Origin of the sequence: Pseudomonas sp. HS-18 (assembly GCF_020401845.1) — a bacterium.
GTDB lineage: Bacteria > Pseudomonadota > Gammaproteobacteria > Pseudomonadales > Pseudomonadaceae > Pseudomonas > Pseudomonas nitroreducens.
This window is the reverse complement of sequence record NZ_CP084413.1, coordinates 1,450,422-1,471,152: the sequence shown is the minus strand read 5'-3', so window position 1 is coordinate 1,471,152 and position 20,731 is coordinate 1,450,422. Positions and strand designations below refer to the sequence as shown.

The following is a 20,731-nucleotide window of genomic DNA, read 5'->3' as shown; positions in this document are numbered from 1 at the left end:
AACCTGACGATCATCGAGGCTAAGCCATGACTACCGATATTGATATCGTGAACATTCACGATGCCAAGACCAACCTTTCTCGCTTGGTCGACCTTGCCAGCAAGGGGCATCCCTTCATCATCGCTAAAGCTGGCAAACCATTGGTGAAAGTCGAGGCCATCGGCGACAAACCGAAGAAAGTCATCGGCGCGCTCAAGGGCATCTACCCCGCCGTAGATGACATCGACGCCTCTTTTGCTGACGACATCGCCAACCTATTCAGCGGCGACTCCTGTTGATGCGCCTGTTGCTGGATACCCACATCCTGCTCTGGGTACTGACCGATGACCCGCGGCTGCCCGCCGAGGTCAGATCGCTCATCCTTTCTGAAACAGCCGATCTGTTCTTCAGCGCCGCCAGCATCTGGGAAATATCGATCAAGAGCACGCTGAAACGCGCGGACTTTCCCTACGATCCCAGCATCGTGCGCAAAGCACTGCTGGATAATGGTTACGCCGAGCTACCGATCACCGGAGAGCATTCGATCTTCGTCGGTTCGCTGCCCATGCTGCATGCCGATCCTTTCGATCGCATGCTGGTCGCTCAGGCCAACGTGGAGGGCATGCTGCTGATCACCCACGACAGCAAGCTCATCGCCTATCCGGGGCCGATCCGCAAGATCTGACTCCCAACCCACTAAGCCTTCACCCCCTCCAGGATTTCCAGGATCGCGCGCACGTCCACGGCATCCATCTGCTCGGGCTGGAGGAAGCGCTCGCCGTACTCCCGGTAGACCCCCTGGCTGATGAACAGGCGGAACAGGTCGGCGTCGATGTGCTGGTCGCGGGCCATGAAGGCGAGGATCTTCAGTGACTCGGACAATGTCTTCGGCGCCTTGTAGGGACGGTCGGCGGCAGTCAGCGCCTCGAAGATATCGGCAATCGCCATCACCCGCTCCGGAATGCTCATCTGCTCCCGGGACAGTTTGCGCGGATAGCCGGTGCCATCCATCTTCTCGTGGTGGTTGGCGGCAATGGTCGGCACACGGCGCAAATGACGCGGCAGCGGCAGGGTGGTGAGCATCATCAGGGTCTGGACGATGTGTTCGTTGATCTTGAAACGCTCCTCCTCGGTCAGCGTGCCACGGCGAATACCCAGGTTGTACAGCTCACCGTAGTTGCTCGCGTAAGGCGGCAGGCGCATGTCGAAGCCCCAGATATTTCGCGGGTCGTCCTTCACCACCGGCGGCTTGCGCTCGCCCCAGGGCACGCGGTGTTCGGGCTTGTCGGCGAGGAGGAACTCCTCCGCCGGCAGCGGCCGTTCGGGCCGCCCCTGCAGCCGCTCGGCCTCGTCGTGGGAGATGCCCAGGCGGTCATCGAAGTAGCGCAACCAACGACGCTCGCCGATCTGCCTGAGCCGCTCGATATCCTCGTCCTTCATGAACTCGCCGCCGACGTTGGCCTGGGCGACGAAGGCGTAGTCCTCGCGCAAGGCCTCATGCAGCGCGTCGCGGCGCGCGGCCAGCAGACCAATGTCGTTGCCTGCGGCTATGCCACGCCAGTAGTCCAGCTCGATGTCGCGCCAGACCACTTCGAAACGCGTGCGCACCTCGTGCAGGCGGTTGTACAGCGTTTCCAGCTTGGTCGCCTTGTCCACCACATATTCGGGACTGGTGACCTTGCCGCAGTCGTGCAGCCAGGCGGCGATCTGGAATTCATAGCGTTCCGCATCGCTCATGGTGAAGCCGGCATACTCGCCATCGTGCGAGTCGATGACCTTCTGCAGCAGCAGGTCGGCCAGCTGCGGTACGCGCTCGCAGTGGCCGCCGGTATAGGGGCTCTTGGCGTCGATGGCGTCGGCGAGGAGCTTGATGATCGCATCCAGCAGGCGCTGTTGGGCCTCGATCAATTGGCGGGTCTCGATGGCCACGGCGGCGGCGCCGGAAAGCTCCTCGACGAAGCGTTTGAATGGTTTGCGTGGCTGCAGGCTGTGGGCGCCCTCCTCCGCCAGCTGCAGGACCAGGATACCCAGCAGCTCGTCCGAACGATTGCGCAGCGAAACCTCCAGGAACTGCCCGCGATTGGCCAATGCCAGGTCCACCCGCTGGGCCAGCTCCGCCTCGGTAAAGCCCTCGATCAGCATGGACTGCGGATACTGCTCGCCGTTGACCGTGCAGGCCAGCCGCAGGCGACACTCTTCGTCCTCCAGCAGGTAGACAGCGCCGCCCATCACGCCGGTGGCCTCCACCAGGCGCGAGAGCACGCCCTCGAGCATGCTTTCCAGACGTGTCTCGCGGCTCAAGGTCAGGGTGATGGCCTGGAAGTTGTGGATGGTGCGCGACATGCTGCCCATGACGCTGCTCAAGTCGCGGACCTCGGCGATCTTTGACTCCACCCCCACCGGCCGGGCGAAATCGAACGCCGCCAAAGCGCCGACCTGATCAGCCAATGCCGTCAGCGGCCGGGCGATACGCCGGCCGATGTACCAGCCGATCAGCAGCAGAACCAGCAGCAAGGTGCCGCTCCACAACGCCTGGTTGAACAGCAACTGGCGGGCGCCGGCCAGCAACTCCACGGCGGGAATCGCGATGAGCACCCGCACTTCGTTGCTGGTGAAGTTCGACAGCGGCACCCAGATGCCATACCAGTCCTCGCCGTTCACCTTGTACGACTGCGGTGTACCGGAGGGCACGGAATTGGCGTTCAGTTCGCTCAGGCTGGGCACCTTCAGCTCGTCCAGCGTGGCCAGGCGCAGTTGGTCGCCTTCACGGACCATCAGCTTGGAGAGGTCCGGATAGGCGATCACCGTGCCCTTGCCGTCCACGACCGCCAACTCGGTGTGGGCAGTCTGGCGCAGGTCGCCCATCTCGCCGCCCAGATCGTTCACCGAAGCGTCCATGCCGATCACTGCCGCGCCGTCGACGCTGCGGTGGGCCAGGGTCAGGCCGATCTCGCGAGTGGTGAAGAAGACGTAGGGCTGGGTGAGTACGGTCTTGCTCGTCGCACGCGCCTCCGTGTACCAGGGGCGTTGTCGAGGGTCGTACTGGTAATCCGGCCGCTCCTGTACACGCAGCAGCCGCAGCTCGCTGTCGTAGAAACGCCACTCGCCGAGCAGCCCGCCCTGGCCGTTGAGCGTCTGGCTCTGTACCAGGTACTTGGCCGCGTCGGGTGCCTGGAGTGCACGGCGCACCTCGGGTACGCGCAAGGCGCGGATCAGCAGGAACTCGCCATTCGGGTAACCGATGTACACCGCGCTCAGGGTGCGGTTGGCACGCAGGTTCTCCACCAGCATCGGCAGGCGATCGAGGCGCGCCGGCAGGTTGTCCGTCTGTGAGATGGGGTCGTGGGTGAGCAGCCGCAGTGCGCTTTCCGCCGGGTCGATCAGGCGCCGGATACGCTCGTTGATGGTCGCGCCCAGCTGGCTGGCCGACTCCCCGGCCGCCGTCACCAGCGCGCCTTCTACCCCTCGGTAGCCCTGGATCAGCAGAGCCCCCGCCAGCACCAGCATGCTGGCGATGATGGCGCCAGCCACCAGCAGCTGCAGCGGAATACCCCGTTCGAATGCCTTCATCCTTTACCAGCCTCTGTCCGTGGAGCTGTAGCGATAGCCACTGTCGAGCAGTTCTTCCGCCACGGGTGGCGGCGCATTGTTACGCATGATCCGGGCCAGAGTTCCGTCCAGCCACAGTGTTTCCATCAAGCGCATCCATTCGGCGCTTTGCGCCGGCGTGAAGCGCTTGCGCGAAAGCATCAGGTTATGGGGAGTCGCCGGCCCTGGGATCACATCTACCACATGGAATCGCTCCCGTTGGCGACGGTCCTTCACCGCGCCTTCGAGGTTCATCTCATGGCCTATCACGCCTTCCACATTGCCGTTGAGCAACGCGGTGAAGCGGCTGGCGTCGTCCTTGTATTCCACTACCCGACCTTCCGAGCGGAGGATACGCAGCATACCGTCGATGTAAGGCCCATGGCGGTAGCCGGCAATTACTCCCAGGCGCGCACCGGGCATGTCATGGAAGGCGTCCAGGCTGTTCATGTCCCCCAGATCGTCGCGCACGATCAACTTGTTGCGCATATAGAGATATGGCAGCAGGTAGGTGTAGGCGCGCCGCTGCGGCGTGGCAACGCCACTGGTGCCCATCTGCAGGTCGCCACTCTCCAGCAATCGCCAGATTTCATCGCGCGGGCGAATCGAGGTCTCGAACTGGCAGCCGGTGCGCCGGGACAGCTCGGCGATCAGGTCGGGATCGATGCCGACATCGTCATGGAAGAACACCACGTTGCGGGTATAAGCGATGGCGATCGGCTGCTCACAGCCGTAGCGATCCTCGGCCACGGCTTCCGCACACAGCCATACGGCCGGGGCCAGGACCAGCAGTTTGCGCAACCGTGGATGAAGTGCCATTGAACCGCTCCGCACGCGGTATCGGCCTCAGGGGGGAGCACGGCGAGATCGCTCGTCTTCGGCGGGGGAGTTACAGCCATCACATGAGTGTAATCCGGCTTCACCAAAGCGCTGGAGAATCGCGCAGAGAAATGTCATTTCGTCGGATTTCGGCAGAACGATGTGACTCAGCCGCCCACTGGCAGTTGCAGGCGCCGGACCACCCTGCTTAACTCTGGCCCAAGCGTGACCAATGAGTCACGCAGCGCAACCAACAATGATTCCCGCGGCAGCTGTTCCCCGAGCCGCACCTTCCCCCGCCTGATCAGAAGCCAATCTTCCGCGCCCCCACGGGCTTCGGAACGCTGTCTTTTGGTGTCGTAAGCATTTGAAAATCAAGAGATTGTTAACTTTCGTCGAGTGACATGAAGCTGTCACGTCAAGACGCTTTCCTCTGCCTGGGTACTTTCTTCGCATCCGATGGTGGATGCGCACCATGACCTGCGTCTGGAGGAATACGACATGAGGCCGGAAACCGCCGTCGTCGAGATTCAGCAACACCGGGTACACACGGAGTTTCACGCCAACAGGGAAGCGCGGCAGACCATCATCCTGGTCAACGGCTCGCTGGCAACCACCGCCTCCTTCGCGCAAACGGTGAAATACCTGCAACCCCACTTCAACGTCGTCTGCTACGACCAGCCGTACGCGGGCCGTTCGCGGGCCCACAACGACTGCCGCGAGCTCATCACCAAGGAGTACGAGGCGCAGCTGCTGCTCGGCCTGATCGAGCACTACCACGCGGACGTCGTCATGTCCTTCTCCTGGGGCGGCGTCGCCACCCTGCTGGCCCTGGCCGAACGCCCCGCGCGAATCCAGAAGGCGGTGATCAATTCCTTCTCGCCGCTGCTCAACGCCTCGATGCTCGACTACCTGCACCGCGGCCTGGACTACCTCTCCGCGTGCGATCGCACCAACCTCGGCAACCTGGTCAACGACACCATCGGTCGCTACCTGCCGCAACTGTTCAAGCGCTACAACTTCCGCCACGTCGCCGGTCTCGACGAGCACGAATACCAGCAGATGCACTTCCACGTCTGCCAGGTACTCAAGCTCAGTGCCGAGAGCTACATGGAGAAGTTTGCCGCCATCGACATCCCGCTGCTGTTCATGAACGGCGAGCTGGACATCTACACCACCCCGGCCGAGGCCAAGCTGTTCCAGCAACTGATCCGCGACTGCGAGTTCCGCACCATCCGCAACGCCGGCCACTTCATCGACGTGGAACACAAGAAGGCCTGGCAGGAAACCCAGGACGCTCTCCTGACCTTCCTCCAGCCGCAGCGCCACCCGGTCCTGGCCAACCCCTACCTGCCCAGCAGCCAGGGCGTGCCAATCGCCGCCATGGTGGGCTGATGCAGCCAGCGCACACAGCCGGGGGCCGGCCCCAGACCTTCCGCCCCCGGTTTTTCATTGCGCCACCGTGTTCACGAATACCATCCACTCGGCACGCCCGACCGCCCAAGGCTTCACTAAGCCTCGCCCTTCTGGTAAAAAGGCACCCCCAAGCGGGCGTCGTATAATGGCATTACCTGAGCTTCCCAAGCTCATGACGAGGGTTCGATTCCCTTCGCCCGCTCCACTTCGACTTTCCAGGGACTTCCACCGAACGCCAGGGAACGTCGTAAGTCATTGTCAGGATTGAGATTTTTACCTGATCTCAATCCACCGACATCCAGCGAAATCCACTCCCAGCCGGTTCTAACTGGTACGTTGAGCGGTACACTGGCAATACGGAGGTCCCCAAAACCGTATTGTTGCTGGAGGAGCCGGGGTTCCGTCGGGAACATGGCATCCAACTCGCTTCGCAGGAGTTGGACTCATGCTTTCAGACCTCCAGGTTCGACAGGCCAAGGTGACCGGCAAGGCGTATTCGCTTGTCGATTTCGACGGTCTCTACTTTTACATCTCCGCCACCGGCTTCAAGGCCTGGCACTTCCGCTTCACTTGGGGCGGCAAGCGCGAGCGCATGTCCTTCGGTGGCTATCCCGCGCTTTCCCTGAAAGACGCTCGCAATCTGCGCGACGAGGCCCGGGCCATGCTGGCCAAGGGCATCAACCCGCATTCGGAGCGCAAGCGCAAGCGCCACGCCATCGTCCTGGCGGGCGAGCACACCTTCCAGGCCATCTACGACAAATGGCTGGCCCACCGCAGCCTCTCTCTGGAAAATGAGGGTCGCCAGAGCACGCCCAAACAGATCGGACGCGTCTTCGCCAAGGATGTGTTTCCCGTATTGCGCCACCTGACCGTCTACGACGTCACCCGCGCCCACCTGCTGGACATCATCGGCAGAGTGGAAAAGCGTGGCTCGCTGTCGGTCGCCGAGAAGCTGCGCACCTGGTTCAGCCAGCTATTCACCTACGCCTCGGTGGTGGTGTCCAACATGGGCGACAACCCGGCCAAGGATTTGGATGTGGTGGCGATGCCGCTGCCGCCGGTGGAGAACAACCCCTTTTTGCGCATGCCCGAACTGCCGGCAATGCTGCAGACGTTGCGCAAGTACAGCGGCCGCCTGAATACGCAACTGGGTCTACGTCTGCTGCTGCTCACGGGCGTGCGCACCGGTGAATTGCGCTACGCCACGCCCGATCAGTTCGATCTGGAGCGCGGTCTGTGGATCATCCCGGTTGTCAGGCTCAAGCAACGCAAGCAGCTCACCAAGAAGAAGCGCCAGCGTTTCGCCGACATCCCGCCGTACATCGTGCCACTGTCATTGCAGGCACAAGAAGTCGTTCGTCATCTGCTGGGAAATCTGAAGCCAGCGCAGGTCTATCTCATTCCCGGTGATTGGTGCCTGAAAAAACCTCTCAGCGAGAACACGCTCAATGGCGCGCTCAAGCGCATGGGCTATGAAGACCAGCTCACTGGGCACGGCGTTCGCGCCACCATCTCGACCGCGCTCAATGAATTGGGCTATCCGCCCAAGTGGGTAGACGCCCAACTTTCGCATGCCGATCCGGATCGGATCAGCGCGACCTACAACCACGCCGAGTACGTCGAGCAGCGCCGCGTCATGATGCAAGACTGGGCCGACCGCCTGGACTTGTTCGAGCAGAATCAGGTCGAAGTTGCCAGCACGCACCTGACCATCACGCTGCAGGGTCTGCCCACGATTGCCGGACAGGCGGCAGCGCAGCCGCCCGCCATGAATCCAAACGCCCCTCAGTTGATCGTTGCGCCTGCACCGGATGCGCCAGCGGTTCCAGCTTCCGTCTATCGACTTTCGGCGGTGCATCTGCCCGAGTACGCGCGACCCACGCTGTCAGAGGTGCAGCGCGAGCGCTTGCAATTGCTGGAGATGTTCGAGGCATCCCACAACCTGTCGGTGGCCGACTACGCCAAGCTGGTTGGCAAGTCCCGCCGCTGGATCACTTACGAGATTCAGGCTGGCAATCTCCTGTCGATCCATCTGGGTCACCGTGGACAGCGCGTCCCGGACTGGCAACTCAACCCCATCAAACGCAAGCTGATTCAGGCTGTCCTGAAGCTGGTGCCGCGCGGCATCGACACCTGGCACATCTATCACGCACTGCTGCGGCCATACGATGCCCTGGGCAAGTGTCCAGTCATCGAGGCAGTCGATCCGACCAACCTGCATCTTGCAGCTCGACTGGTCGCCGCACATGCCATAGAAACCGATGAGCTTGCAGAGCAATCGGAAGTATCTCCGGTGCTGGCCAGGCAGACTGCAGAGCGCCTGGTAAAAACGGCAATGTTGGTTGATACGCCCGAAGATCTGGTCGCCCGTTGAGCTGAGGCCGGACGGCAGCCCGTCCGGTCAAGGTCCAAGCAGGGAACCAATAGGTCGATCGTTGCATGACCACCCGCCAACTCGCACTTTCCAAGTGTTGGTAGGCCGTGTTTAGCGTCGAATCTGCGCTTGGCAGTCACCATAGGTGACTTCTCTGTGATGCTATCTCGCTATATCAGTATCCCCATCGGATATGACGCCAGCGGATTTCCGCAGCCAATCCCAAGCCCGGATCAATAGATTCCGACCGCTCGCAGCTTTTTCAAACCGCTGCCGTATCAGACCATACCGATACGGTTTTGCGTGAGCCGCCACTTCTCACGATCCTGATAGCGCAAGCGTCACTGTCGAGCCGCGACTGACGCTCGCTTTTCTTGTGCTCAATGGATTTTTGTACATCGAGCACACAACGCCTACTCGTTGCGCGAACTGATCAGAAGTAATCAAAAGCGGGCGTCATCACTCGCGTCTTGCGCGGACAACAGGCCGACCATGAGGACGGCTGCAAAAGCAGTCGGCCCTGTAGTTCTTCTCCTGGAAGGAGACGGAGCATGCACGAGAACAAAAATGATGCACCAACATCAAAGGTGTTCTACCGCCCGCTCGAAGCGTCCATCCGCTGGGCCGGACTGCTGCGATACGAGCAGGCGATCCTGGCTTCGGTCTCGTCGCCGATGAATCTGCCGCAGTCGCTGGACTGTCCACGTTTGGGCGAACTGCGGCTGTACACCGACCGCATCTATGACGGCATCCTCAACGGGGAACTGCCCTTCGGGCAGCACGGCATCACGACGCGCGACACCGCGTTGATTGAATCGCCTGATCTGACGGTACGCCATGTCGATCTGAAGTGCTGGATGCGCCAGCACTACCCCGAGCAGCGGCCCGGCTTTCTCTTCTCCCGCAGCGAGCGCATCACCCATCCCTTCATCTCTCTGGAAACAGGGCAAGCCATGCTGGTCGAACGCCAGGCTTTGAAATCCGTCCTGGAACAGACCAAACGTCAGCTTCGCGAGTTGCAGGACAAGCATGACGCGCTGCTCAAGCAGCCCACGGTGATTCCGGCATGCGCGCAGTCTCCGATCAGTGATCGAGCCGAGGCCACCTACCTGAACATCGTTGGCGGCCTGTTGGAGCTGATGCTCGGCCAGTCGCCATCGGGCACGCCGTACTCCAGCTTCAAGACGCAGGAGGCCGTGGTCAGCGCGCTGGTCGCCCATCACAGCGGCGCCATGGGCATCGCGGAGCGGACATTGAACGGTAAGTTCGCCACCGCCAGGCGCCGGCTGCGTAGCGCCTCCCGCTGAGATTTGCCAGCTTGTATGTGCAGTCGCGGAGATTGCATTTGCAATGTCTTTTCGCAGCCGTGTCTATTGAATAGAGGTCACGCCAACAAACGCCACTGAGCGTTCAGGAGTGACTGCCATGTCGCAAACATCTGTACTGCAGCCAAACGAGCGCCGCATCCTGCGCCTGGAAGAAGTCGAAGCGAAATCCGGTTTCAAACGCGCCCACATCTACAACCTGATGAAGAAGCGCCAGTTCCCGCAGGCGCTGCGTCTGGGCGTGCGCGCTGTGGGCTGGGACTCTATCGAAATCGATCAGTGGATCGACGAGCGCGTCAACAGCCGGGCCTGACCCGTTCTCCCGCGGACTTTTCATCTTGACACGGAGAACGCCATGCAGGTCGTATCCATCATTTCAACCAAAGGTGGGGTCGGCAAGACCACCACCGCTGCGAACCTCGGCGGTCTCGCTGCGGACGCCGGACTGCGCGTGTTGTTGCTCGACCTCGATGTGCAGCCCACCTTGTCCTCATACTATGAGCTGGCTCACCGCGCGCCGGGCGGCATCTATGAATTGCTGGCCTTCAACGAGCGCGACCTCGACCAGCTTGTGTCCCGCACGATCATCGCGGGCCTGGACTTGGTGCTCTCCAACGACCACCGAGGCGAACTGAACACTTTGCTGCTGCACGCGCCGGACGGGCGCTTGCGGCTGCGGCATCTGCTTCCGGCGCTCAATCCCCTCTACGACCTGGTGCTGATCGACACCCAGGGCGCGCGCTCGGTGCTGCTGGAGATGGCGGTGCTGGCCTCCGACCTCGCACTGTCACCCGTGACCCCAGAAATTCTCGCCGCCCGCGAGCTGCGGCGCGGCACCATGCAGTTGCTGGAGGACATTGCACCGTACCGGCAGCTGGGCATCGAGCCACCGCAGCTGCACCTGCTCATCAACCGCGTCCATCCGGTGTCCGCCAACGCCCGCCTGATCCAGCAGGCGCTGCGCGATCTGTTCCAGAACCATGCCGACATCCGTGTGTTGGCTACCGACGTGCCGGCCATTGAGGCTTATCCGCGTGCCGCGACGCGCGGCCTGCCGGTGCATCGGCTCGAGTACCGTCAGCCAGTGGGCAGAGTCGCTCCCGCCGCGCTCGCCACCATGCGCGATCTTGCCGGCGAATTGCTCCCACAGTGGCAGGATCGATTTACCGCAGTGTCCGGCCGTCCGCCACAGCCTCTTGATACCAGGAGGCCCCATGGCCAACGCACATGAACTGGCCCGAGGTCACAGCCGGCTGCGCGCCCTGATCGAGTTCGCCGTCGGCGAAGGCTGGCACGTCAAGCGCACGGCGGGCGGTCACCTCAAGTTCACCAAGGCAGGCTGCGCCGCGATCTACACCAGTTCGACGGCCAGCGATCACCGGGCAGCCCTCAACGCCCGTGCGCAGATCCGTCGTGCCGAGCGCGAGACCCGATCCCAAGCGCAGGGGGGCGGCCATGACTGAGATCACCTCCCAGCAGATGGCCGGCAAACTGCTTGCGTCCGGGTTCGAGCGCAGCGGCCCGTCAGCAACGACCTTGAGCGACCCGATCGCCGACACGCCCATGGTCGTGACGCTCGACCAATTGCGCCCCTACGACCACGACCCGCGCAAGAAGCGCAATCCGGTGTACGAGGAAATCAAGGCATCCATCCGCGAACGTGGCCTGGACGCGGCTCCGGCCATCACCCGGCGGCCCGGCGACGATCACTACATCATCCGCAATGGCGGCAACACGCGACTGGCAATCCTGCGCGAACTTTGGTCGGAGACCAGGGACGAACGTTTTTTTCGGGTCTCATGCCTGTTCCGCCCATGGCCCGAGCGTGGCGAGATCGTCGCGCTCACCGGGCATCTTGCGGAAAACGAACTGCGCGGTGGCCTCACCTTCATCGAGCGCGCTTTGGGCGTCGAGAAAGCGCGCGAGTTCTACGAACTGGAAAGCGGCTCCACCCTGAGCCAGTCCGAGCTGGCCCGCCGCCTGGCCGCCGACGGATACCCCGTGCAGCAGTCGCACATCAGCCGGATGGCCGACGCGGTACGCTACCTGCTGCCCGCAATCCCGACCGTGCTCTACGCCGGCCTGGGGCGTCACCAGGTCGAGCGGTTGTCGGTCATGCGCAAGGCCTGCGAGCGCACCTGGGAGCACTACGCCAAAGGCCGCTCACTGGTTCAGGACTTCGACGAGTTCTTTCAGGAAGTGCTGTCGCAATTCGATGTCCAGGCTGACGAGTTCTCTGCGCAGCGCGTACAGGACGAGCTGATCGGCCAGATGACCGAATTGCTGAACGTCGATTACGACGTGCTCGCTCTGGACATGACCGAATCCGAGAGCCGCCAGCGTGCCTTGGTCAGCGAGCCGACGCCGCCCTCGACACCGCCTGCCTTGCCAGAGCCAGAGGCCATCGCGCGCCCACCTGCCAATACCGCGCCACCTGCCACGAGGCCGACGGCAACGCCCTCGACGGGCGAGAGCGACGCGGATGACAGTCATTCGGGCGCGGTCAGTCCGGCGGCAGATGGCGACCTGCTTCAGAAGCACATTGTCTCCCCGGCGCCGACAACCGAACGGCTTGAGTTCATCCAGCGCATGGTCGCCAACCAGTTGGGCGATGCACTGCCGCACGACTTCTCGGCGAATGTCTTGCAGTCCATCCCGGTGCAGGCTGGCGGGCTCTATCCGATCTCGGATGTCTGGTACATCGCCCCCGGCCTGGACACACCCGAACACCTGCGCATCCACGTCGCGCAGTTTGCCCGCGAGATTGCGGTCGAGGTAGACCTGGGCGAGTGCATCGATGACCGCCCAGACGGCATCGGCTTCGCCTGCCGTGTTCGCACCACCAACCCAGCGCCGCTGGGCCGTGCCGTCCATGCGTTGTTGGCTTGCCTGGCCGGTCAGCAGCCCGCCGACGTCGGTCTGGACAACGGGCAACTCGTCATCGACCTGCCAGCGCTGCTGCACGGCCAGGGTGACGTAACCCGACGATTGAGCGACGCCGCGCTGGTCAAGCTGTTCCGCCTGCTGCGACTGGCCCGCCGCCTGCTCGATCTCGAAGCCGGCGCTGCGGACTCTGGAACCTGAGCGAGGGAGGCCAGCATGTCCACAGCACACCCACTCAACCAGGCTGTCATTGCCCAGGCCCTCTATGACCTGCGCAATGGGCAACTGCGCCGCTGCAAACTAATGGGGTTTGGCGAGGCAGAGCTGGACGCCCTCAAGCATCCCGCGCTAATCAGCGTGCTGGCCAACGCCAACGTCTCGTGGTGCTCAGTGACGGTCAACCGCGAAGTGCTGCGGCGGCTGCTCCAGCAGGCACAAGACGTGGAGAAGGAAATCGCCACAGTCGATCGCATGCTCAGACTGGGCGCGAGCACCGAGATGGTCAGCAAGTTCTATGGCTTGACGCATCAGGAAGTAGCGCTTCGCCGTGAAATCCTCGGTCTGCCCAAGCGCAAGGGGCGGCACCCCGTGCTGGACGAGGAGCAGGACACGGAGCTGTGGCGGCGATGGAAGGCCGTGACCAACAGCAGAACCGTCGATCTCGAAGACGAAACCTCCATCCTCGATGCCGCCATGGACTTGGCCGAAGGCATGTCGCTGCCTCTGTCGGTGGTCTGGGCCTCGATCAAAGGCTGGGTCGATCAGGGATTGGCTTGAGTCATGGCCATGGACGAACCCGCATCACGAGTCCGACGCCAAGGTCCCATCGCACTGGCAGAACTGTTCGATGCTGCGCTGAAAGACCTTGCCCCCAAGCCCGCCCCCAGCGCACCTGCGTCTACACCTGCACAGTCGCCCACGCCCACCTCCGGCGATGCTTTTCTGTTCAGTGGCAACCGGCACGAGACGGTGCCACGCAAGTTGTTCCTTGACCGCCGCTTGACACCGCTGGAACGAAACGCCTGGCAAGTGTTCCGGCTGATGCTCAACGACGATGGCGTGACTGCATTTCCCACCTACGAGCAGTTGCGGCCCTGGCTGGCGTCCATGCCCTGCGCGGGCCAAGCCTCGCATGAAACCGTAGCACGGGCGCTGACACTGATGCGCCTGACCCGCTGGCTGAGCCTGGTTCAGCGACGGCGTGACCCCAAGACCGGCCGCATCCTCGGCAATCTGTACGTGCTGCACGACGAGTCCCTGACACCGTTCGAGGCCATGCAGCTCGACCCCGACTACCTGCAACTCGTCAGCCAGGCGCTCGGCCATTCTGCCAAGGCCGTGCAGATCGTGGGCCTGCACACGCTCAAGGAAATCGGTGAAGACCCATTGCTGGCCGGACGCACCCTCCCGTCACGGTTGCAGGTGATGGCCGAACGTCTCGCCAACCAGGACTTTACGGCCAGCGATAGTTATCCACAGGAAGACGCCAGTCACGATTCCGAAGAAGGGGTTCCGAGCTTTCTTCGGAATGGCGAACGCCCCTCTACGGATTCCGAAGCAGAGCCGAAACCCGCGCCAGACGTCTCTCTTCGGAATCCGAAGCAGGCCCGTACAGTACGTAGTAGTTGTATTAATGAAATACGTACTACTGCGCAGGCGCGCGCGCTGGACGATCTGCAATGGCCCAAGCGCTTTGCGCAACTGAAGGCGGAACAGCAGGCGGGTGCCAAGGTGGCATTGCAGCAGGTTGATGCCTCGCTGAGGCAGGATGTGCTGGACGAATGGGCCGCGCGTTGTAGCAACCACGGCATCCGCAATCCCGCTGGGTATCTATTCGGCATCATCCAGCGAGCCATCCACGGCGAGTTCAATGCCTGGGCCAAGAAAGACCCGCCACCGGCACCCGCTCCGCCAAACGAACGGCCACCACCCACATCGTCGGTCCAAACGCAGGGTAAGCCGGTACCACCAGAAGTCGCCAGGCAGCACATCGAGCGGCTGCGAGACCTGCTCGCCAGCAAGTGAGCCGGCTGACAAGGCCGTGAAGTGGACGCCCATGGATGCCAATAGAGCTATCCCCTGGGGATAGTTTCACCGTTGGGGCGGATGCCGTGCAGTCGCAAGCCTGGCCTCGAACATCTGCAGCAGCATCTGCGTTGTCCGCCCTGATCCCGACGTGCAGCGTTCGTTGGCGCTCCATGGAGCTATCCCCAGGGGATAGCTCGCGCCGCAGGCGGCCACCACGCGCTGAACCGGGGTCTGGCAGGTTTCGGTTTGTTGACTGACGGCCTTCCGCTTCCTGCCGAAGCTGACCGCTCCTTTCCACACAACGAGCGGACACCATGGCAACCAATGAACCACTGCAACTGAATCTCGGCTCCCTGCGCAGCGCGATGTCGCTGACGCTTCACACGCACCACGCTTCGCGCATCTGGCATGGCCGGGCCGCCGCCGAGGGGCGACCGGGCATCGTTGGCCTGAACGGCTACATCGCCCAAATGAACAAGATGCGGCGCGGTTCGGAACAGGACGACCCGTACTCGGATTGGTGGATGCTGCGCATCGAGGTCAAGCTCGACCAGACCAAGACCACGCTGCAATCGCTGCGCGAGCAGGTGGATCAGGCACTGGCGAGCGTGCCGCCGGCACTCAGCCTGGGCGAAAACCTCAACGTTCAGCCCGTCAAGTTGCCGCTGTTCGTCAATGCGCAGCTCGGCTTTGCCGCCGTCTATCTGCTGGCCGAATACGACGACATCGCCCGCAAACTGATCCTCGCCCACCACACGGCACTCATCGACCGCAGCACCTTGGAGCGTTGGCTCAACGAGGGCGCCCATGCACTGCGCAGCCTGTTCTCGCTGGCCCAGCAATACCGCTATTCGGGCTGTACGCGCGACGATTTCGTATCAAAGAACGCCGCAGCTCGGGCGGCGCTGGAGAAATTCGGCGAACTGCCGCAGGACGTGCTGGAAGGCACGCGCCGCTCGAAGTTCGCGCCGCCCATCGTGCGCCGTGGCCTGCAACAGCGTGCCGAGAGTCCTGCTGCAGCGCCCGCCCCCAACGACGAGGCCGCCACCGACGAGCTGGCCACTGACACAGCACCCGAAGTCAGCGCCGGCGAGATCGAGGGCGAGCAGGCATGAGCGATCCGAACCGCGAACCCCGCTACTTCCTGGGCCTGCAACAGGCAGCCTTCATGAAGCTGGAACACGCTGCCTCTCTAAAAGGCCTTTTGAAGCCTTTTAAGGGTAAGGGGGATCTTGAGGCCTGGGCCAGCCAGTGCTTCGCCATGCGCGACGAGTTGATTGGCTTGACGCAGCGGCAGGTGCTGCAACAGGCAGTCGGGCATCCCTTCCACCTGCTGCCCGTGGAGTTGGTCCAGCAAACCACTGGCGCAGGCACGGCGTTTTTGCGCTGGCGCAAACACGACCGCTCAGCCATGGGTGTGGCCCTGTGGGAGGAATTGATGGCGAGCACCGGCACGCCGGTCAATCTGCTGGCCGAGCTGCACGCGATCGAGCTTCAGCGCATCACGTTGAACATGCAGATCAGTCTGCTGCACACCCTGGGCAGGCAGGCACAGGAATGCGCCAGCAAGGCGGCCGAGGCGGAAGACGCCTACCTGCGCAGGCTCAAGTCCATCCCATCTGGAATGCGTGACCGGTGATGGCACCGGACTCCCCAGTACGCGCCCGAAGCCGACGCGGCACGAGTATTTCAACCACCATGGAGATTGCAACATGAGCACGCACTTTTGGGGCGAAGGCAACATTGGCTCCCCGCCCGAGTACCGGGAGTTCCCCAACGGCAACGACGAGCCGCGGCGCTTACTGCGGCTGAACGTGTATTTCGACAACCCCGTTCCCACCAAAGGCGGCGACTTCGAGGATCGCGGCGGCTTCTGGGCACCGGTGGAAATCTGGCACCGTGACGTCGCGCACTGGAAGGATCTGTACCAGAAAGGCATGCGCGTGCTGGTCGTCGGCCGCATGGAGCGCGAGCCCTGGACGGACAACGAAGATCAGCCGCGCGAGACCTGGCAGATCAACGCACGCAGCGTCGGCATCCTGCCGTTCCGCGTCGAGTCCGTGACCCTCAGCCCCAAAACCGCGCAGGACGCGCAGCCGAAGCCCCAAGCAGCCCAGGAACCGACTGCGCCGAAGGAGGTCAAGCGCAGGAAGTGATCCGGCATGGAGGCGGTTGCGGTGCTTCGCTGCTGTCCATGCACCTGCGAGCTATCCCCAGGGGATAGCTCCATCAACGTCCACCGGCTTCCACGCGCTCCCGAAAATCGCGGCTCCCGCCCCGCACACCCCGGCTGCACGTTATCTCCGCCCGAGCCATTCCATCCCGTGAAAGTGGTCGCCACCGCTTGCGACTTGTTTGCTGCTGCCCCTGGCGGTGCCCGGCATCCTCGATTCCAGCAACTCAATGAACCACGGAAATCGGATGGACGGATATGCGGCTGTTCTTGTGCGAGAAGCCCTCCCAGGGCAAGGATATTGGCCGGATTCTCGGCGCGACGCAGCGTGGTGAAGGCTGCCTCAACGGCTCCGGCGTCACCGTCACCTGGTGCATCGGCCATCTCGTAGAAGCGGCAGCCCCCGAGGTCTATGACGCGGCGCTCAAGCGCTGGTCGCTGGAGCAGTTGCCCATCATTCCCCAGCAGTGGCGGGTCGAGGTCAAACCGAAGACCGCCACGCAATTCAAGGTCGTCAAGGCGCTTCTGGCGAAGGCGACCCATCTCGTCATCGCCACCGATGCCGACCGCGAGGGCGAGCTGATTGCCCGCGAGATCATCGACCTGTGCGGCTACCGTGGTCCCATCGAGCGTTTGTGGCTATCGGCACTCAACGATGCGTCGATCCGCACCGCGCTCGGCAAGCTGCGACCGTCGTCCGATACGCTGCCGATGTATTACTCGGCGCTGGCGCGTTCGCGGGCAGACTGGCTCGTCGGCATGAACCTCAGCCGACTTTTCACTGTGCTCGGGCGGCAAGCAGGCTACGACGGCGTGCTGTCGGTCGGACGTGTCCAGACCCCGACCCTGAAGCTGGTCGTGGACCGCGACCGCGAAATCGCGGCTTTCAAGTCGGTGCCGTTCTGGGGCATCGACGTGTCTCTGTCCGTAGAGGGTCAGGCTTTCGCCGCGCTGTGGGTTGCGCCCGATGGCTGCACCGACGACGCCGGTCGTTGCCTGCAACAGCCGGTCGCCCAGCAGGCGGCGCAGCAGATTCGCGCTGCGGGCAGCGTCCAGGTGGTATCGATCGAGACCGAGCGCGTGCGCGAAGGCCCGCCGCTGCTGTTCGATCTGGGGGCGCTTCAGGAGGTCTGTTCCAGGCAGCTCGGGCTGGACGTACAGGAAACGCTGGAGATCGCCCAGGCGCTGTACGAAACCTACAAGGCCACGACCTACCCACGCTCGGACTCCGGCTACCTGCCCGAAAGCATGTTTGCCGAGGTGCCCGCCGTCCTGGACAGCCTGCTCAAGACCGACCCGTCGCTGCGCCCGATCATGGGTCAGCTCGACCGCTCCCAGCGTTCGCGCGCCTGGAACGACGGCAAGGTCACGGCGCACCATGGCATCATTCCGACGCTCGAACCCGCGAACCTCTCTGCTCTGAGCGAGAAGGAACTGGCGGTGTACCGGCTGATCCGGGCGCATTACCTGGCGCAGTTCCTACCGCACCACGAGTTCGACCGTACCGTGGCTGAGTTTTCCTGCGGGCAGCAGATGCTGGCGGCCACCGGTAAACAGGTGGTCATCAAGGGTTGGCGTTTGGTGCTGGCCGAGCCGCAAGCGGATGAGGACGGCGACGCCGCAGCGCGCAGCCAGGTGCTGCCCCCGCTGCGTGAGGGCCTGGCGTGCCAGGTGGCCGAGGTCGAGATCAAGGCGCTCAAGACGATGCCGCCCAAGCCCTATACCCAGGGCGAACTGGTCAAATCGATGAAGGGCGTTTCGCGTTTCGTAACCGACCCGCGTCTGAAACAGAAGCTCAAAGACACAACGGGCATCGGCACCGAGGCGACGCGGGCCAACATCATCAGCGTGCTGATCGCCCGTGGCTACATCGTGAAGAAGGGCCGCTCCATTCGCGCATCGGATGCGGCGTTCACGCTGATCGACGCCGTGCCCGCAGCGATTGCAGACCCCGGCACCACAGCGGTGTGGGAGCAGGCGCTCGACATGATCGAGGCCGGACAGCTCACCCTGGACGTATTCCTCAGCAAGCAGACCACCTGGATTTCGCAGTTGATCGCGCAGTACGGCAGCATGTCCCTGTCCATCAAGCTTCCCCATGGGCCAGCATGCCCGCAGTGCGGCGCACCGACGCGCCAACGCACCGGCAAGAGCGGTCCATTCTGGTCGTGCAGTCGCTACCCTGACTGCAATGGCACGCTGCCGGTCGAATCCGGTCCGCCCAAGCGTGGCGCTTCGCGCTCGCGTAGCAGCAGCCGCAAAGGCGCCTGACCGACTCCGTTTCCCGTGGGCCGCACCCTGTTTCAAAGGCGTGGCCCGTGTCCCGCACGCCCCTGCGGGTCGCCCAGCGCGCAACGCCTTCTTGTTCGTGTGCGCGTCCCGTCCAGCCGTCCCCGGCTGCGGGACCTGAAGGTAGCTTTTCCGCGAACCGTCTCCCGCGTGTTCTGCTGGTCTGTGTTTCTCTCGCCTACTGCGAAGGGTCCCCCGATGGCTTGCCTGGCAGCGCGAGCCACCCGGAGACCCTTTGTGGTCAGCGGTATTCAGTGCCGGTGCCCACCGGCGCAAAAACGGGCTCCCTTTGTGCGCGGATGTGCGCCAGACGATGCCGGCCCCAACCACGACATGGGCCGGGTGTGATTGCTGATGAGCAGACGGTTCGAGCGACGACCGGGCCTGCAACAGCCCACGGGTGGTTATTCCCTCCCGAGCCGAAGGTCAGCGAGCCTTCGGCACCTTTATCTCGCCGATCAACGTTCCGACCCAATGGCCGGCCACAGCAACAGGAAACCGACGCATGCAACAACCGGAGAAAGTACGAGCCGCGTTCGAGCGCGACCTTGGCAACAAGGTGCTGTTCATCAAGGGTGGCAAGCTGCTGTTTATCGATGGCATCAATCTCAAGTCCATCGCCGACCGTAAGGCGTATTTCGCTTCGCTGCGTGCGCGGCAGGCGCAACCCATTGTGGTCCTGGCCGAACTGGGACAGGACGAGGCATTCGCCCTGTGGAAGCAGTATGTCCTGGGCGAAACGCCCGAGTGAGCCAACGCACCCACGCACCCCTGACAGCCCGCACTCGATGCGGGTTTTCTGTCTCCGCGCCCATCAATCCGGGCTGGGCCGAATGCCGTTTTCCAACTGACGCAGCACGGCCCCCCGGACGAAGCTGCCCGCATGTTCGCTGATTCGTCAGCACATGCCCGCAGCCATGGGTTTCAGGCTGCCGCGGGTTCTCCCCGCGTAACCCGCCAGTCCGTATCGCATCAAGTCTGCGGACGTGCGTCCCCGTGACGCCGATGCTTTTTATCCACCGCGTGCGGGAGCTGCCATCCCGTGAGGGACAAGGCCTCGCTTTTTCAAGGAGCCTACCCATGTCCCACAAAGCCTCTTTCGGCCAGTTGGCCTTGACCTATTGCGGCAAGTTCCTGCCGCTCGAAGTCCTGCAAAGCGCCGCCGGCCACTACATCGGCACGCGCGATACCGAAGGTCCCGTTTCGCGGGAATCGCACGAATACTTCCGCAGCCATGCGGCGGCTCAACGTGCCCTCGAAAGAGGCGGCTGGTCCCAGCTCGCCATTCCCTGATCCAACTGGAGGAATCACGCCATGAATCAACTGCTGCCGCAGGACGTCGTCGATCAGATCATGCGGGAAGAGCAGCATTTCGCTGCCGCGCCCCAAGCCTTCTTCGAGGCCTGGAAGCGTGGTGCCGAGATTGCTGGTCCCGAGTGGTTCGGCGACGGCACCCGTGAAGGTCTGAACCAGGCCAAGAGCAAGTGGGATCTGCGTCCCAACATGCTGCTGCTCAATGATGCCCTCGGCGTCCTGAGCAGCGGCGAACGCATGTTCCTGTCCGCCATGGTCAGCTTCTACAACGCGCGCGAGGGCGGTGCCATGCTCAAGCGCTGCCACTTCGACGGGCTGTCGGACTTCGACGGCCTCGATCTGCAACGCCGCAAGGTCATCGCCGACTTGATGGTGAACTACAGCGGCTGGTGAGCCCGTTTCGGGCACACCCCCGTCTTTTCGTTCCCCACGAGGGACATGCGCCCACACGGCCATGTCCCTCGATTTCCTTTCCGTAGCCCAGCGTAAAGCGGCTGAATCAAAGCCAACGATCAGCGCCGACTGACGAATTTTCCCTTTTCA

General features: G+C 63.0%; 20 protein-coding genes and 1 tRNA gene. 19 read left to right on the top strand and 2 right to left on the bottom strand.

Features of this window, described 5'->3' with window-relative positions; genetic code table 11:
- Nucleotides 1-26 precede the first annotated feature (26 nt).
- Both LDJ84_RS06930 and LDJ84_RS06925 read left to right on the top strand, forming a co-directional pair.
- On the top strand, nt 27-278 hold the full coding sequence (locus LDJ84_RS06930) for a type II toxin-antitoxin system Phd/YefM family antitoxin (RefSeq protein ID WP_037008282.1): 252 nt from the start codon (nt 27-29) through the stop codon (nt 276-278).
- On the top strand, nt 278-664 hold the full coding sequence (locus LDJ84_RS06925) for a type II toxin-antitoxin system VapC family toxin (protein WP_024767720.1): 387 nt from the start codon (nt 278-280) through the stop codon (nt 662-664). The genes LDJ84_RS06930 and LDJ84_RS06925 overlap by 1 nt, the downstream gene beginning before the upstream one ends.
- 11 nt (nt 665-675) lie before the next feature.
- Here the strand turns inward: LDJ84_RS06925 and LDJ84_RS06920 are convergent, their stop codons facing one another.
- Together LDJ84_RS06920 and LDJ84_RS06915 are read right to left on the bottom strand one after the other, a co-directional pair.
- Nucleotides 676-3,549: an HD domain-containing phosphohydrolase gene (locus LDJ84_RS06920; RefSeq protein ID WP_024767719.1), complete on the bottom strand. Its 2,874-nt coding sequence runs from the start codon at nt 3,547-3,549 to the stop codon at nt 676-678.
- A gap of 3 nt (nt 3,550-3,552) precedes the next feature.
- On the bottom strand, nt 3,553-4,386 hold the full coding sequence (locus LDJ84_RS06915; protein WP_024767718.1) for a substrate-binding periplasmic protein: 834 nt from the start codon (nt 4,384-4,386) through the stop codon (nt 3,553-3,555).
- Nucleotides 4,387-4,887: 501 nt separating this feature from the next.
- Between LDJ84_RS06915 and LDJ84_RS06910 the strand changes: the two genes are divergently transcribed.
- From LDJ84_RS06910 to LDJ84_RS06830, 17 genes are all read left to right on the top strand, one after another.
- Nucleotides 4,888-5,781, top strand: a complete 894-nt coding sequence (locus tag LDJ84_RS06910; protein WP_024767717.1) for an alpha/beta fold hydrolase — start codon at nt 4,888-4,890, stop codon at nt 5,779-5,781.
- Nucleotides 5,782-5,933: 152 nt separating this feature from the next.
- Nucleotides 5,934-6,007 (top strand) — tRNA-Gly (locus LDJ84_RS06905).
- Between the two features lie 240 nt (nt 6,008-6,247).
- Nucleotides 6,248-8,176 carry a tyrosine-type recombinase/integrase gene (locus LDJ84_RS06900; protein ID WP_033982376.1) on the top strand — a complete coding sequence of 643 codons (1,929 nt, stop codon included), beginning with the start codon at nt 6,248-6,250 and terminating at the stop codon, nt 8,174-8,176.
- Between the two features lie 551 nt (nt 8,177-8,727).
- Nucleotides 8,728-9,483: a hypothetical protein gene (locus LDJ84_RS06895; protein ID WP_033982375.1), complete on the top strand. Its 756-nt coding sequence runs from the start codon at nt 8,728-8,730 to the stop codon at nt 9,481-9,483.
- A gap of 118 nt (nt 9,484-9,601) precedes the next feature.
- Nucleotides 9,602-9,814 carry an AlpA family transcriptional regulator gene (locus tag LDJ84_RS06890; RefSeq protein WP_033982374.1) on the top strand — a complete coding sequence of 71 codons (213 nt, stop codon included), beginning with the start codon at nt 9,602-9,604 and terminating at the stop codon, nt 9,812-9,814.
- Between the two features lie 42 nt (nt 9,815-9,856).
- Nucleotides 9,857-10,732 carry a ParA family protein gene (locus LDJ84_RS06885; RefSeq protein ID WP_033982372.1) on the top strand — a complete coding sequence of 292 codons (876 nt, stop codon included), beginning with the start codon at nt 9,857-9,859 and terminating at the stop codon, nt 10,730-10,732.
- Nucleotides 10,716-10,964: a hypothetical protein gene (locus tag LDJ84_RS06880; protein ID WP_012205954.1), complete on the top strand. Its 249-nt coding sequence runs from the start codon at nt 10,716-10,718 to the stop codon at nt 10,962-10,964. Before LDJ84_RS06885 ends, LDJ84_RS06880 begins: the two co-directional genes overlap by 17 nt.
- Nucleotides 10,957-12,585 carry a ParB family protein gene (locus tag LDJ84_RS06875; protein ID WP_033982370.1) on the top strand — a complete coding sequence of 543 codons (1,629 nt, stop codon included), beginning with the start codon at nt 10,957-10,959 and terminating at the stop codon, nt 12,583-12,585. Before LDJ84_RS06880 ends, LDJ84_RS06875 begins: the two co-directional genes overlap by 8 nt.
- A gap of 15 nt (nt 12,586-12,600) precedes the next feature.
- Nucleotides 12,601-13,161, top strand: a complete 561-nt coding sequence (locus LDJ84_RS06870; protein WP_033982368.1) for a DUF2857 domain-containing protein — start codon at nt 12,601-12,603, stop codon at nt 13,159-13,161.
- Between the two features lie 3 nt (nt 13,162-13,164).
- Nucleotides 13,165-14,409, top strand: coding sequence for an STY4528 family pathogenicity island replication protein (locus LDJ84_RS06865; protein ID WP_033982366.1), 1,245 nt, complete (start codon nt 13,165-13,167; stop codon nt 14,407-14,409).
- Between the two features lie 317 nt (nt 14,410-14,726).
- Nucleotides 14,727-15,527, top strand: coding sequence for a PFL_4669 family integrating conjugative element protein (locus LDJ84_RS06860; RefSeq protein ID WP_033982363.1), 801 nt, complete (start codon nt 14,727-14,729; stop codon nt 15,525-15,527).
- Nucleotides 15,524-16,051, top strand: coding sequence for a DUF3158 family protein (locus LDJ84_RS06855; RefSeq protein ID WP_033982360.1), 528 nt, complete (start codon nt 15,524-15,526; stop codon nt 16,049-16,051). Before LDJ84_RS06860 ends, LDJ84_RS06855 begins: the two co-directional genes overlap by 4 nt.
- Nucleotides 16,052-16,124: 73 nt before the next feature.
- Entirely contained in the window at nt 16,125-16,568 is a 444-nt protein-coding gene (locus tag LDJ84_RS06850) for a single-stranded DNA-binding protein (RefSeq protein ID WP_033982358.1), read from the top strand.
- Between the two features lie 275 nt (nt 16,569-16,843).
- On the top strand, nt 16,844-18,856 hold the full coding sequence (locus LDJ84_RS06845; protein ID WP_226046105.1) for a DNA topoisomerase III: 2,013 nt from the start codon (nt 16,844-16,846) through the stop codon (nt 18,854-18,856).
- 523 nt (nt 18,857-19,379) lie between these two features.
- Nucleotides 19,380-19,625 (top strand): hypothetical protein, encoded by a 246-nt coding sequence (locus tag LDJ84_RS06840; RefSeq protein WP_033981903.1) that lies wholly within the window; start codon nt 19,380-19,382, stop codon nt 19,623-19,625.
- Nucleotides 19,626-19,954: 329 nt separating this feature from the next.
- On the top strand, nt 19,955-20,167 hold the full coding sequence (locus tag LDJ84_RS06835) for a hypothetical protein (protein WP_003158617.1): 213 nt from the start codon (nt 19,955-19,957) through the stop codon (nt 20,165-20,167).
- A 21-nt stretch (nt 20,168-20,188) separates the two neighbouring features.
- The gene (locus LDJ84_RS06830; protein ID WP_033981906.1) at nt 20,189-20,581 is read left to right on the top strand and encodes a hypothetical protein; all 393 of its coding nucleotides are present in this window, start codon (nt 20,189-20,191) and stop codon (nt 20,579-20,581) included.
- The last annotated feature ends 150 nt before the right edge of the window (nt 20,582-20,731 follow it).

What these genes read in the sequence shown, in the direction of transcription:
- LDJ84_RS06930 (WP_037008282.1), top strand. Translation starts at nt 27, where the DNA reads ATGACTACCGATATTGATATCGTGAACATTCACGATGCCAAGACCAAC.
- LDJ84_RS06925 (WP_024767720.1), top strand. Translation starts at nt 278, where the DNA reads ATGCGCCTGTTGCTGGATACCCACATCCTGCTCTGGGTACTGACCGAT.
- LDJ84_RS06920 (WP_024767719.1), bottom strand. Translation starts at nt 3,549, where the DNA reads ATGAAGGCATTCGAACGGGGTATTCCGCTGCAGCTGCTGGTGGCTGGC.
- LDJ84_RS06915 (WP_024767718.1), bottom strand. Translation starts at nt 4,386, where the DNA reads ATGGCACTTCATCCACGGTTGCGCAAACTGCTGGTCCTGGCCCCGGCC.
- LDJ84_RS06910 (WP_024767717.1), top strand. Translation starts at nt 4,888, where the DNA reads ATGAGGCCGGAAACCGCCGTCGTCGAGATTCAGCAACACCGGGTACAC.
- LDJ84_RS06900 (WP_033982376.1), top strand. Translation starts at nt 6,248, where the DNA reads ATGCTTTCAGACCTCCAGGTTCGACAGGCCAAGGTGACCGGCAAGGCG.
- LDJ84_RS06895 (WP_033982375.1), top strand. Translation starts at nt 8,728, where the DNA reads ATGCACGAGAACAAAAATGATGCACCAACATCAAAGGTGTTCTACCGC.
- LDJ84_RS06890 (WP_033982374.1), top strand. Translation starts at nt 9,602, where the DNA reads ATGTCGCAAACATCTGTACTGCAGCCAAACGAGCGCCGCATCCTGCGC.
- LDJ84_RS06885 (WP_033982372.1), top strand. Translation starts at nt 9,857, where the DNA reads ATGCAGGTCGTATCCATCATTTCAACCAAAGGTGGGGTCGGCAAGACC.
- LDJ84_RS06880 (WP_012205954.1), top strand. Translation starts at nt 10,716, where the DNA reads ATGGCCAACGCACATGAACTGGCCCGAGGTCACAGCCGGCTGCGCGCC.
- LDJ84_RS06875 (WP_033982370.1), top strand. Translation starts at nt 10,957, where the DNA reads ATGACTGAGATCACCTCCCAGCAGATGGCCGGCAAACTGCTTGCGTCC.
- LDJ84_RS06870 (WP_033982368.1), top strand. Translation starts at nt 12,601, where the DNA reads ATGTCCACAGCACACCCACTCAACCAGGCTGTCATTGCCCAGGCCCTC.
- LDJ84_RS06865 (WP_033982366.1), top strand. Translation starts at nt 13,165, where the DNA reads ATGGCCATGGACGAACCCGCATCACGAGTCCGACGCCAAGGTCCCATC.
- LDJ84_RS06860 (WP_033982363.1), top strand. Translation starts at nt 14,727, where the DNA reads ATGGCAACCAATGAACCACTGCAACTGAATCTCGGCTCCCTGCGCAGC.
- LDJ84_RS06855 (WP_033982360.1), top strand. Translation starts at nt 15,524, where the DNA reads ATGAGCGATCCGAACCGCGAACCCCGCTACTTCCTGGGCCTGCAACAG.
- LDJ84_RS06850 (WP_033982358.1), top strand. Translation starts at nt 16,125, where the DNA reads ATGAGCACGCACTTTTGGGGCGAAGGCAACATTGGCTCCCCGCCCGAG.
- LDJ84_RS06845 (WP_226046105.1), top strand. Translation starts at nt 16,844, where the DNA reads ATGCGGCTGTTCTTGTGCGAGAAGCCCTCCCAGGGCAAGGATATTGGC.
- LDJ84_RS06840 (WP_033981903.1), top strand. Translation starts at nt 19,380, where the DNA reads ATGCAACAACCGGAGAAAGTACGAGCCGCGTTCGAGCGCGACCTTGGC.
- LDJ84_RS06835 (WP_003158617.1), top strand. Translation starts at nt 19,955, where the DNA reads ATGTCCCACAAAGCCTCTTTCGGCCAGTTGGCCTTGACCTATTGCGGC.
- LDJ84_RS06830 (WP_033981906.1), top strand. Translation starts at nt 20,189, where the DNA reads ATGAATCAACTGCTGCCGCAGGACGTCGTCGATCAGATCATGCGGGAA.